The sequence below is a fragment of the Salinicola lusitanus genome (genome assembly GCF_038648475.1).
Taxonomy (GTDB): domain Bacteria; phylum Pseudomonadota; class Gammaproteobacteria; order Pseudomonadales; family Halomonadaceae; genus Salinicola; species Salinicola lusitanus.
On record NZ_CP151919.1, the window covers coordinates 3,678,968 to 3,690,343 of the forward strand.

Here is an 11,376-nt window from a genome sequence, read left to right on the forward strand (position 1 = left end):
ACATTGAGGGCGCCCGAAGGCGCCCTCAAAATCACGTCAGAAGCGTGTCGGGAAGAGGCTTATTCCCACTCGCCCAGTTCGACGCGACGGTTCTGAGCACGACCTTCAGCGGTATCGTTGCTGGCGATCGGCTGCTCTTCACCGTAACCGATAGTGGTGATGTTACTGGCAGAGAAGCCCTTGTTGACCAAGTAGGCCTTGACGGAGTCGGCACGACGCTGTGACAGCTCCTTGTTGTAGGCCGCAGGACCGACGGAGTCGGTGAAGCCTTCAAGGCGGATGCGCAGCTGGTCGTTGGCCATCAGCTTCTCGGAGATGCCATCCAGGATGGCTTCAGCGCTGGGGGTCAACTTGGCTGAATCGAATTCGAAGTTGACGTCACGCAGCACGAGGTCTTCCTCGCAACCCAGCGAGTTGACTTCTGCGCCAGCCGGGGTGTTCGGGCACTGGTCCTGGTAGTCCGGCACGCCGTCACCGTCGGAATCCAGCGGGCAGCCCTGAGCGTTGACTTCAACGCCGGCCGGAGTTCCCGGGCACTGGTCCATGTAGTCCGGCACGCCGTCACCGTCGGTGTCGAGCGGACAACCCACGGCGTCGACCGCTACGCCAGCCGGCGTGTTCGGGCACTGGTCGCGATCGTCGGGCACGCCGTCGCCATCGCTATCCATGACGTTCGAGGAATAGTCGGCGCAAAGCAGCGCACCGGCGGTTGCACCGGCAACGCCACCGACTGCAGCACCGGTATCTTCGTCGGAATCGCTGCTGGTCGCGTAACCGATGCCACCACCGATCAGGCCGCCGGCGATGCCGCAGACGAACGGGGACTGATACCAAGCCTGGTCTGACGAGCTACCGGTGGATTCCATACCGGAACTGGCACAACCAGAGAGACCGACTACCAGAGCGGAACCCAGTAGCAGGCCAGTCGTTGATTTTTTCATGTAAGACTCCTTCTTAACACAGCGCTAGTCGTAACGGGCGTTACCCAGCGGCTTCGAGTATAGAAGCCGAATTCGTCAAGAGAAAGGTGTTCCTTCCCCAACGACAAAGAAATCTCTCGGCGACCGTCATTCGCGTCGACTTGAGCAGTGGTCAATGTTCCCATTGTCCCTTTTCTTTGCAGCTCCGTAACAGCATTATCGATTCCAGCCCGAGATGCAAACCCGTGTCGGGAAACACTGTTCTTTTTTAGCATCATTTCCAAGATTGGCAAAGTGGATTAGCGAAAACTTCGCTTTTTAATCCCTATCCTTTCGCATCAAGGACGCAGCGTGCGCCTATTCCACTTTCGCGTCGTGACCGAATAACAAGTCTCGCTGACCGAAGCCCCGCATCTCAGTTCGCGGCGCGGGAAGCGTCGCGCCCCGACCACTCGAGGCAGAAAGCCTGCAGCGCCGCCGCCGCATGGTGAAGACTGTGCTCATGCCTGGCCGCAATGGCTTCGCGCTCCTTGTCCTCTCGATGGCGGTCTTTCGGCGACAGTTCGCGCCGGGCCTGATGGGTGTGCAGATGCTCCGCTTCGGCCTGCACTTCGCGGAACACTCTCCAGCCATCCCGCTCGGTCAGGCGGTGATCGATGATATCGAGCAGCACTTTACAGCGTAACGCGCCCTCGACCATGTCCACCTGGCGTTCGAGCATGGCCTGCGACAGCGCCTGCAGGCTCTCGATGCAATTCCGATTGGCGCGCGCGACTTCCTCCTCCCGGCGCACTTTGCGCCGCTCGACCTCACGCCAAAGTCGCCACGCATAAACGGACAGCGCAACGATGACGAGAATGGCCAGGAGTGAAAGCCCTACCGCAAGTGACAAGGACATGAGAGAGAAAGCCGCCTTCTGGTGATGTGGTCATCGAGGTTTCCGAGACACCGGCGCCACGACGCTCTCGTGACGGCGCCCCAGGGTTGTCAGTCAATCCGGCCAGACGTCCCGCCACACGCCATCCAAGGAGGCGCAGGCCACGAAGGCCGGATTCAGCAGGCTATCCCCGGCATTGTAGCGTAGCGCTCTCCAGGAGTGGCAATCGACAAGATGTCCGCCGGCGCCTTCCAGCACGGCCTGCGCCGCGGCAGTATCCCACTCGCTGGTTGGACCGAACCTAGGATAGAGATCGGCCAGACCCTCCGCCACCCGGCAGCACTTGAGCGAACTGCCCAGTTCCTCGACTTCGACATTGCCCAGTGACTCGATCAGGCGCCGGGTGCTCGCCCCTCGGTGAAAACGGCTGACGACGAGCCGCAAGGGGCTGTGTGAGCGGACCTGCAGCGACTCCCAGGCCCCGCCATCACTCGCCTGGTACCAGGCTCCTCGAGCCGGCTCACCGACCCATATCTCGCCGGTGCGCGGCTTTCCGATCACCCCCAGCACGGGAAGGTTGTTGTCGATCAGGGCCACATTGACGGAGTACTGGTCCGAGCCGCGAATGAACTCCTTGGTGCCGTCCAATGGATCGACCAGCCAGTAGGTGGACCATCCGCGACGCTCCGACCATGGGATGGAGGCCGACTCCTCGGACAGGATGGGCCAGTCGCGAGAGCCAATCGACGGCAGCCCCTCGACGAGCACTTGGTGAGCGGCCAGGTCGGCGGCCGTGACCGGGCTGTCGTCCACCTTTCGCTGCGTATCGAGGGCACCATGCCCGACCGCTTCGATAGCGGCTCCGGCCTCCCTGACCAGGGCGACAAGAGGGTCAATCAAGGATTGCAGCGATACGTTCATCAGTCAGCTCTTCTAACAAGGAGATCGATTGGCGATCGGGCCAGTCGATCGTCGTTGGCAAAGCGAGTCACCATTAACTATCCCGCCACCGAGTTAGACCAAAGACTAAGACCCGGCAGGCTCGGAGTCATCTACGTCTTAAGTAGAATGGAGATCACCCCGCCTATGGACAAGGAATTCACACGATGACGGAAGCATCCGATCAAGCATCCGAAGCGCCTTCGATGGCCGCCCGGGTCGGCCTGGTTCTCGGGCCGCTCTGGGTCGTCGCGACACAGCTGCTGCCAGCCCCCGTCGGTATGGAGCCCGCAGCCTGGCACTGCGTGGGCCTGGCGCTGCTGCTGGCGACCTGGTGGGCGACCGAGGCGATCCCGATTCCAGCGACTTCGCTACTCCCCATCCCGCTGGCTCCCGCGCTCGGCATCGCCGATCTCAAGGGAACGGCCGCCAGCTACGCCAACCCCACCATCTTTCTGTTTCTCGGCGGCTTCCTGCTGGGGATCGCCATGCAGCGATGGAACCTCCACCGTCGCATTGCGTTGCGCATTCTTGACGTCGTCGGCCAGAAACCCAGGCAGCAGATCGCCGGCTTCATGCTGGCCACCGGGTTCATCAGCATGTGGGTTTCCAATACCGCGACCGCCATCATGATGCTGCCCATCGGCATGTCGGTGGTGTCCCTGTTCGCCGACGCGGAATCGGAAGACGTGAAACGATACGCCACGGCCCTGCTGCTGGCCATCGCCTATTCCGCCAGCATTGGCGGCATCGCGACGCTCATCGGCACCCCGCCAAATGCCATACTCGCGGGCTACCTGTCCAGCGAGCAGGATATCGAGCTTGGGTTCGCGCAATGGATGGTGATCGGCCTTCCCGTCAGCGTGGTGATGATGGCGGTAGCCTGGTGGTGGCTGACCCGGGGCGGCTTCAAACTCAAGCTCGATGATGACAACGGCGACGTCATTGGCGACGAACTGGCCAAGCTCGGCGAGATGAAACCGGCCGAAAAACGCGTCGGCGTCGTCTTTCTCCTGGCCGCGCTGGCCTGGGTCACGCGACCGCTACTCAACGATTGGGGCGTCGAATGGCTCTCGGACACTTCGGTCGCACTGCTGGCCGGTGTCGGGTTGTTCCTGATTCCGAGCGGCAGTGAGCGGCATCGTCCGCTACTGCTGTGGGAGGACGCCCGGGATCTCCCATGGGGAATTCTGCTGCTGTTCGGCGGGGGCCTCGCCCTGGCCAGTTCGATCAGCAGCTCCGGCCTGGCTGACTGGATTGCCAATCAACTCACCGTCTTCGGCAACTTGCCGCTTCTTCTTCTGATCGGGGTGATCACGCTGGTGATCATTTTCCTTACCGAACTGACGTCGAACACGGCAACGGCCGCTGCGTTCCTGCCGCTGCTCGGCGCCCTGGCGATATCGCTGGGGGTCGATCCCCTGCTGATTACGGTGCCGGCCGCCATCGCCGCCAGCTGTGCCTTCATGATGCCGGTGGCCACCCCACCCAACGCCATCGTGTTCGCCACGGGCCGAATGACGATCCAATCGATGATCCGCGCCGGCTTCTTCCTGAACGTCGCCGGGACCGTGGTGGTCACGCTGATCTGCCTGGGATTGATCGAGCTGGTCTGGCTATAGGTGCACCGAAGCCGGCATCATGGTCCCACTGCGGTGCCGGCTCCCCCTGCAAAGCGAGGCAACGAAAAAAGGCCGTCGGAGAGTCTCCGGCGGCCTTTTTCTCGTATCTGGTCGGAGCGACAGGATTCGAACCTGCGACCTCTGCAACCCCATTTTTGCGATGTACTCTTTGCAACCTACTGATATATATGCATTTAGCTGCGAATACCCCTTACTTAAACCCGCTCGATACGCTCCTTTAAAATCAAAGACTTCCGATGCAGTTTTGGGAAGACCTTCGAAGCGCAAGGTATAGCCCGGATAGGATCTGGGCTACACCCACACAGGCTCGTTCCTGCCCACGAACCACCCGCCATAGCTAAATCCCAGCATAGAATATCGATATAGCCAAATTCCGCTATTTGCCTAACCGTGCTCCCTTGCTCGATACTGTACGCACATACAGTATTCTTAGGGAGCACGCTGTCATGTCTGCACAGTTCAAAGCCGCCGCGTCATACCAGCGCCTGGCCAAGCGCGTTCAGCAGCAGATCGCCCGGGCGCGCGATCGCGAGCAGTACGCGGTCACCGTCTACCGCTTCGACGAGGACGACCCCACCGCGTGGGATCGGATGCTCAACGAGTTCGAGGAGCTGGACTACGTCTCGGTCAGCCGCGTCGGTGTGGCCGAGGCGCTGATCACCTGGAACGCGGCGGAAGCGGAGGCGGCGTCATGACTATCCCTGTCCAGTACCTGGGCCAGTGCGACCAGAGCGCTCAGCCGGTGATGATCCCGCTCGCCGCTGGCGAAGCCCGCGCCGGCTTCCCCTCACCCGCCGATGACTACATCGAGGCCGAGCTCGACCTGATTGCGCACATCGTGCAGCGCCCCAGCGCAACGTTCTATGTTCGCGCTGCGGGGGACTCGATGGAGCGTTACGGGATATTCAGTGGCGACATCCTGGTTGTCGACCGCTCGCTCGAGCCAGTCGAGGGCGACGTCGTCGTAATCGCGGTCGATGGCGAGATCACGTGTAAGCGGCTCGGCAAAATAGGCAAGCGGCCCTACCTGCTCGCCGGCAACGAGGCCTACAAACCGATCCCGCTGGCGAACGCCGAGTGCCACGTGTGGGGCGTCGTCACCCACAACGTGCACTCGCATCGAGGCGGCCGGGGATGATCGGGCTCGTCGATTGCAACAACTTTTACGCCAGCTGCGAGCGGGTCTTCCGTCCGGATTGGGAGGGCCGACCGGTCGCGGTGCTGTCGAACAACGACGGCTGCGTGATCGCTCGCTCGAACGAAGCGAAAGAGTTGGTCGAGATGGGGGCGCCGACGTTCAAGATTCCGCCGGCGGCGAGGCGCGAGCTGATTCTAGTCTCGTCGAATTACACGCTCTATGGCGACATGAGCCGGCGCGTGACGGCGACGCTGCGCGAGTTCACGCCTGATGTCGAGATCTACTCCATCGACGAGTCGTTTCTCGGGTTCGATGGATTCCCGATCGAGAAGCTCGAGGACCATTGCCAGCGGTTGCGGTACGTCGTGCGACGCAACACCGGCATTCCGGTCAGCGTCGGGCTGTCGACATCTCGGACGTTGGCCAAGGTCGCCAACAAGCTGGCCAAGAAGATCCCGGTATATGAGGGCGTGTGCCTGCTCCAGCCCGACACCGACATCACGCGGCAGATACTCGAAGACATGCCCGTCACGGATCTCTGGGGCGTCTCTGGCCGGCTGGGCCAGCGGCTGGCGCAGATGGGCATCGTCACCGCCTGGCAGCTGCGCGAGGCCGACCCGAAGCGGATCCGGCAGCGGTTCAGTGTCGTGCAGGAACGGCTCGTCTACGAGCTGCGCGGCATCGACTGCATCGATACCGACGACTATGGCGAGCCGAAGAAAAACATCATGACGTCGCGGTCGTTCGGGCGGTTGTCGAGCGATCAGCACGAAGTGCAGCAGGCTATCCGCGCGCACGCCGCCCGCGGCGCCGAGAAGCTGCGTAAGCAAGGCAGCGTGGCCCGGGCGATCCAGGTGCACTTGAAGACAAACAAGCACCGTGAGGACCTGGCGCAGTATCACCCTGCCCTAGTCGTGCAGCTCCCCCACCCATCGAATGACACCCGTGTGATCGTCGGCGCCGCCCAGGCCGCGCTGAAGCGGATCTATCGCGGCGGGTATCGATACATGAAAGCGGGCGTGATGATGCTCGACCTTGTCGACAAAGCTACCCAGCAGCACGACATCTTCGACAGCCCGGAGAGTGATGCAGAGCGGAGGCGATCCGCCAAGGCGTCGGCGGTGATGGACGAGCTGAACCGCAAGATGGGGCGCGGCACTGTCAGGTTGGGCGGCACGAAGGGAAAGGCAGATTGGAAGTTGAAAGCGGAGCTGCTGACGCAGCGATACACCACCCGATGGGACGAGCTGCCGGTCGCACACTTGAAATAAAAGACCCGGCCCCACGAAAGACCGGGTCATCATTCCACTTCAACCACAACACCGGCGCGGAGAGAGAGCCGCCCCAGCATAGAGACTATCGGCGCCGTGCTGTCTCGCTTGAGTGAGACATTGCCGCTGCGTTGTGTCCGCGATGGCTTACAGCGGGTTGATCAGCGCCGCGTTACGATCATCACCAGGCTTATTGACGGCGGTGCTGACCGGCCAGTGTCGGATCAGGCCGGCGTCAATATGCCGAGTGACGCCACGGATGGCGTCGCGCTCGGTGAAATGCGGGTCGAGCCATGGCTCGAGCGAGTCGTTATCCAGCGCCAGCGGCATCCGGTCGTGAACCTCTTTCGCACTCCCCCGCGCCGGCTCGGTGATGATCGCCACCCCAGGCGCCAGATCGTCGCCCCGCTCGGTCCAGATGCCAGCGAGGTACAGCGTCTTCTCGTCAGCCCGGGTGATGTAGTGCGGTTGTTTGCGACCATCGACGGATAGCCACTCATACCACCCATCTGCGGGAATGAGACAACGGTGACGCTTGAACGCTGGCGCGAAGTATTTGGAAGTGGCCACGGTCTCGGCCTTGGCATTGATCGGCTGCGGGGATTTAGCATCCGCCCACGCTGGCCGATATCCCCACCATAGTTGCTCGATCATCACTGGTGCCTCGTCGTCCGCGCGACGCGCAACGCTGATCAGCGTGCCCGGTGGCACGTTGTATCGGGGCTCGGCGTCGGCGAAGAGGTCGGGCTGATGGACGGCCTCGGCCAGCGCCGAAAAGTCCATGCTGTAGAAAGCAAATCGTCCGCACATCTTGGAAGAGTAGACCGGATTTCAGCACAGTGAACTACCGATCGGCGCTTGAGCGATGGGCACAGAATCGCCGGGATCGGGACTGGAACGAGGGCACACCGCCGTCCGACCAGTGGATCGAGTACCACGCGACACACGCGCAGTTCGTCTACAGCGGCCGGTGCAGGATCGATCAGCTCAATCGCGACGACATGCTGACGCTGGACACGCATGCTCACCTGTTGCTCGATCCTGGCCGGGCGCAGATCCGGCATCTGTTCTGGCGCCCGGCGAGGATGGAAGCTGAGTGGGGGCCGAGGCGAATGGATCTGATCACCGGCGAGACCCGAATGCCGGCGTGAGTTGTGCCACAACTACGCCGGCGATTCGGCTTAGACCCCGAACTTTGCTTTCCAGTAATCCAGCAGGTTTCGAAGGTGGTAAGCGTTACCTTCAGCGAGCAGGTCGCTGTAGGTAACGATCAGCTCAGCGACATCGCCCACCAGATGACTTGAGGTCGAGTTGTTCTGTCCGAGATAGACCGCCGAGCTCGTGTTGTAGTCGGCGCCCGTCGATTGAGAGATTGTTTCCAGATCGACCGGGCTAAGTAGTTTAACCGACCCTCCGGAGATCGAGCCGATCACAATAGCCCATTTAGTCAGGTCTGCATCTTGGACGGTATTCACGTCCGGTGTACTGATACCGAGGCGCTGAGCGCTATTGGTTGCGTACATCGGCACGCCAATATTGCTCTGCCCGGTGGTGACCAAGTTGTGATTCGAGTTCAGATTACCGGTAACTCGAATGACTGCAGCGAACGTCATCTCTGCATCAGCCCCAACCGGCGCGTCCGATACGCTACGCTGCATCCCACCAGTATCGCCGTCGTTACCCGCGAAACTCACTACGTTGTATCCAGACAATGCCCCCAGGCTAACGCTGGGCCCCTTCGATCGATTCGAGGCGATAACGAAGTCAGCCCCCGCAGGTGAAAGGTCTTTCAGCGCCAGGTTGCCGAGCTGATCGAGATAGTAGTTATTCGGGTTGGCGTTGACCCAGGCGGAAAGATCCGGAAGGTTGGCCACTCCCTCGCCGAGGTCTCGCAGGATCGGCAGTGAGGTGTCTGTGAACGTGACGCCGGTCAGTTTGGTAAATTGCGGCATGTCGTGGCTCCTTACGCCAGGGGTTCGTCAAACGTGATGCACCAGTTGTGAAGCAGGATGCTGCTATCGGTTTCGCTGGGAGTGTTGTCGCTGTCGTGCAGATTGCCCCAGGCTCCGGAACGGCCGGTGACGCCAGGCCCGGACCAGGCATAGCGAACGCGTGTGCTCGACGCCGGGGCTGCGCTGAGCGTCAGCCTGACGGTGTCGTCGCCAACAAGCTCGACGCTGTTGATTGATGGCGCCACCCCCTCCTCGTCGAAGATCTCGAACCCATACGCGGTCGCCTCGGGCAGGGTCGCCGTGTCGAACACCAGCGCCCCCGTCGGGACGTGGAATTGGATATCCACAAGGCTGCCGGCAACGGTGATGTCGATCGGCGTCACCGGCGACCAGCTCTGCTCGTCGATGAATAGCGTTCGCCAGGCGCGCGCTTGGTACTCGCCAAGCACCGAATACCACTTCGGTACCAGATGGACGGTGTGCGAGTAAGCCATGAAGTACTTCGGCGTGCTGATAACGGTGTCGGCTCGCAACTTGAACACGTCGTACTGAGCCAGGGGAATATCGCTACCCTCACCGGACGCGGCCGCTGAAAGCTGGTCAATGATGCAGGTCAAAAGCGGCGCCCCATCGGGCAGCACGCCAGCGTAGTCGGCGCGATAGTCGTCAATAAGGGTATCGAGCATCGCAACGTACTCAGCTCTGGTCGTCCCAATCCCCCGGTCCTGCTCGCCCTGGGTCCAGGTGAAGGCGGGGGCAAAGATCTTGCGCCCGTAATCAGCAGCGATCGCGACAGCACGAGACGCCTCTTTGAGCCCATTGGCATACATCACCGAACCCTTGCTCAGTTGCGCGATGGTCATCCCACCCATACCGTGCGTCCGGTAGACGTATGAGCGCAGCAGACCGTCACTGGCGTCTTTCGCGTGCAGGCCTCGCATCATTCCTGAACCCTGGGTTTCCCCCTGATTGTCGCCGTTGAATACCTCGTGTGCCGGCACGAAATCGATCAGCGTTGACGGATCAAGGGTTTGGTCCATCGCGCCGCGGGTACCGGTGTTGAACATGAAGTCGTAGTGAGGGTCGACGGCGGTAGTCGTGAACACCCTGGTACCGTCCGAGTTTTCTGTCGCACCACCACCCACGGAGAGAGACTGCCCCGTGGCGATCAGATAGTTGATCGGGCCAAGCGCGGACATCATCGCCGTTGGCGTTTCAATATCGATGCGCTGACGGTAGGCCCGGGTCGCCCCCTCGCCATCTGCCAGAAACTCGGCAAGGCCGGCTTTGATGAGGCGGGCCATGAAGGCATTACCGAGGCCGGCGACATTCAACGAGTTGACATCGATGTAGTCGGATGCTGCCGTCAGGTTTCCGACGACAGAGCCGTCCCGTTTGATTCCCAGAGCGATGTGGCCCGCTTCGTCGGCGATACCCCAAACCCAGTCACCGTCGAAGACTGACTGGTTCTGGATCTCGTTGTCCCGGGTCAGGCTGACATGACCGTCCCGACGTACGCCCAGTGCGATGCGTCCCGCTTCATCGACGAAACCGCCGACGTAACCATCTTCAAAGGGCGAAAGCGTCTGAATCTCGTTCTCTCGCAATAGCCGAGTCCGGCCGTCATGAGTAACGCCAATCGCGACCCGGCTATCCATGTCGGTAAGAGCCCAGGCGAATTCGTTGGACACTGAGTCATTCGCTCGAACGCTGGAGAGATCCGAATCCAGCGCGCGGACCTGATTCTCAAGATAGGCCGTCAGGAGTGATGACGGCAGGCGCCCGATCTCTACCGCTTCGCCATCGTCGTTTCGATAGCGCACATCGAGTTCGCCGTCCTCGCCAGACACACTGAAAAAGCGGTTGTTGGTACCGGTGCCGGATGTTGCGGCCAGGCCATCCTCGACGCTCTGGTATACGCCCTGGCTCGCGAGAAACTCCGCAAAGACCTTGGCGAGCGTCGGGCGCTCCTGGCCGTTCAGCGAGACCATGCCGGGCTCGCCGAGGGCGATCTGGTTGAGCACATCGATAATGTCGTTGAAATTCGCAATGGGATCGCCAGTTGCCATGCTTTTCTCCAGGCACAAAAAAACCGCCCGTAGGCGGTCGTGATGGGGGTCGGGGGTGCCGGGTCAGGCCGGCGCGGGGGTGCTGTCAGTCGAGCCAGCTGTCGGTGTAGTAGTCGCTCAGTGCGCCCTCGAGGCGGTCCACGAAGTCACCGAGCGGGGCGATGTCGTAGATCAGCTCCAGCGTGCGCTGCTCGCTGGGCACGTCTCGCTTCAGCACGCGAACCGGGTAGGTGACCTTCCAATGCCTACCCAGCCAGCTGTCCTGGTGCACGCCGGTCGGTTGCACCTTGCGAGGCCCGAGCCCGGTCGCCGTCCGCATGCGCGCCGAGTACGGGATCGCGCCGTCCTTGATCATGTGCACCCACCAGCCGCAGAACATCTCGTACTGCTCCGGGCTGAACAGGTGCGCCACCTGCAGGTCAGTCGGTACCGAGATGTACCTCTGCCGGTTGCGGGTCGTGCCCGACTCCATCGGCGTGCGCAGCAGCGGGTCAACGTCCTGCAACTGGTAGTTCTCGAGCAACGGAATCGGCAAGGCTTCGGGGTACTGAATCACAGTTGGCGCTC

Annotated in this window: 12 protein-coding genes; 5 read left to right on the forward strand and 7 right to left on the reverse strand. The window is 61.6% G+C overall.

The genetic code is table 11. From position 1 onward, the window contains the following. Positions 1-59: 59 nt before the first annotated feature. The 3 genes from AAGT95_RS16585 to cysQ all read right to left on the reverse strand — a co-directional run bounded on the left by AAGT95_RS16585 (position 60) and on the right by cysQ (position 2,718). Positions 60-941 carry an OmpA family protein gene (locus tag AAGT95_RS16585; protein ID WP_110599544.1) on the reverse strand — a complete coding sequence of 294 codons (882 nt, stop codon included), beginning with the start codon at positions 939-941 and terminating at the stop codon, positions 60-62. A gap of 394 nt (positions 942-1,335) precedes the next feature. Then, positions 1,336-1,818 carry a DUF2489 domain-containing protein gene (locus AAGT95_RS16590; protein ID WP_110599542.1) on the reverse strand — a complete coding sequence of 161 codons (483 nt, stop codon included), beginning with the start codon at positions 1,816-1,818 and terminating at the stop codon, positions 1,336-1,338. Between the two features lie 93 nt (positions 1,819-1,911). After that, complete coding sequence (gene cysQ / locus AAGT95_RS16595) at positions 1,912-2,718, reverse strand: 3'(2'),5'-bisphosphate nucleotidase CysQ (protein WP_110599540.1); 807 nt, start codon at positions 2,716-2,718, stop codon at positions 1,912-1,914. A gap of 185 nt (positions 2,719-2,903) precedes the next feature. On the opposite strand from cysQ, the gene AAGT95_RS16600 reads away from it, so the two are divergent. From AAGT95_RS16600 to AAGT95_RS16615, 4 genes are all read left to right on the forward strand, one after another. Further along, positions 2,904-4,358, forward strand: coding sequence for an SLC13 family permease (locus tag AAGT95_RS16600; protein ID WP_110599538.1), 1,455 nt, complete (start codon positions 2,904-2,906; stop codon positions 4,356-4,358). A 467-nt stretch (positions 4,359-4,825) separates the two neighbouring features. Beyond that, on the forward strand, positions 4,826-5,074 hold the full coding sequence (locus tag AAGT95_RS16605) for a DUF1654 domain-containing protein (RefSeq protein ID WP_342594507.1): 249 nt from the start codon (positions 4,826-4,828) through the stop codon (positions 5,072-5,074). Continuing rightward, positions 5,071-5,517: a translesion error-prone DNA polymerase V autoproteolytic subunit gene (locus AAGT95_RS16610; protein ID WP_342594508.1), complete on the forward strand. Its 447-nt coding sequence runs from the start codon at positions 5,071-5,073 to the stop codon at positions 5,515-5,517. The genes AAGT95_RS16605 and AAGT95_RS16610 overlap by 4 nt, the downstream gene beginning before the upstream one ends. After that, on the forward strand, positions 5,514-6,788 hold the full coding sequence (locus AAGT95_RS16615) for a Y-family DNA polymerase (RefSeq protein WP_342594509.1): 1,275 nt from the start codon (positions 5,514-5,516) through the stop codon (positions 6,786-6,788). Before AAGT95_RS16610 ends, AAGT95_RS16615 begins: the two co-directional genes overlap by 4 nt. 147 nt (positions 6,789-6,935) lie before the next feature. Here the strand turns inward: AAGT95_RS16615 and AAGT95_RS16620 are convergent, their stop codons facing one another. Beyond that, positions 6,936-7,571: an SOS response-associated peptidase gene (locus AAGT95_RS16620; protein ID WP_342594510.1), complete on the reverse strand. Its 636-nt coding sequence runs from the start codon at positions 7,569-7,571 to the stop codon at positions 6,936-6,938. Between the two features lie 56 nt (positions 7,572-7,627). Here AAGT95_RS16620 and AAGT95_RS16625 point away from each other — a divergent pair, with 56 nt between their 5' ends. Next, positions 7,628-7,939, forward strand: a complete 312-nt coding sequence (locus AAGT95_RS16625) for a hypothetical protein (RefSeq protein ID WP_342594511.1) — start codon at positions 7,628-7,630, stop codon at positions 7,937-7,939. 30 nt (positions 7,940-7,969) lie between these two features. On the opposite strand, the gene AAGT95_RS16630 is transcribed toward AAGT95_RS16625, so the two are convergent. The 3 genes from AAGT95_RS16630 to AAGT95_RS16640 form a co-directional block, all read right to left on the reverse strand. After that, on the reverse strand, positions 7,970-8,740 hold the full coding sequence (locus AAGT95_RS16630; RefSeq protein ID WP_342594512.1) for a hypothetical protein: 771 nt from the start codon (positions 8,738-8,740) through the stop codon (positions 7,970-7,972). A gap of 11 nt (positions 8,741-8,751) precedes the next feature. Continuing rightward, complete coding sequence (locus AAGT95_RS16635; protein ID WP_342594513.1) at positions 8,752-10,809, reverse strand: hypothetical protein; 2,058 nt, start codon at positions 10,807-10,809, stop codon at positions 8,752-8,754. A gap of 85 nt (positions 10,810-10,894) precedes the next feature. Beyond that, complete coding sequence (locus tag AAGT95_RS16640) at positions 10,895-11,365, reverse strand: hypothetical protein (protein WP_342594514.1); 471 nt, start codon at positions 11,363-11,365, stop codon at positions 10,895-10,897. Positions 11,366-11,376: the final 11 nt, after the last annotated feature.

Coding starts and splice junctions, on each gene's coding strand:
- AAGT95_RS16585 (WP_110599544.1), bottom strand. CDS start 941: ATGAAAAAATCAACGACTGGCCTGCTACTGGGTTCCGCTCTGGTAGTC.
- AAGT95_RS16590 (WP_110599542.1), bottom strand. CDS start 1,818: ATGTCCTTGTCACTTGCGGTAGGGCTTTCACTCCTGGCCATTCTCGTC.
- cysQ (WP_110599540.1), bottom strand. CDS start 2,718: ATGAACGTATCGCTGCAATCCTTGATTGACCCTCTTGTCGCCCTGGTC.
- AAGT95_RS16600 (WP_110599538.1), top strand. CDS start 2,904: ATGACGGAAGCATCCGATCAAGCATCCGAAGCGCCTTCGATGGCCGCC.
- AAGT95_RS16605 (WP_342594507.1), top strand. CDS start 4,826: ATGTCTGCACAGTTCAAAGCCGCCGCGTCATACCAGCGCCTGGCCAAG.
- AAGT95_RS16610 (WP_342594508.1), top strand. CDS start 5,071: ATGACTATCCCTGTCCAGTACCTGGGCCAGTGCGACCAGAGCGCTCAG.
- AAGT95_RS16615 (WP_342594509.1), top strand. CDS start 5,514: ATGATCGGGCTCGTCGATTGCAACAACTTTTACGCCAGCTGCGAGCGG.
- AAGT95_RS16620 (WP_342594510.1), bottom strand. CDS start 7,571: ATGGACTTTTCGGCGCTGGCCGAGGCCGTCCATCAGCCCGACCTCTTC.
- AAGT95_RS16630 (WP_342594512.1), bottom strand. CDS start 8,740: ATGCCGCAATTTACCAAACTGACCGGCGTCACGTTCACAGACACCTCA.
- AAGT95_RS16635 (WP_342594513.1), bottom strand. CDS start 10,809: ATGGCAACTGGCGATCCCATTGCGAATTTCAACGACATTATCGATGTG.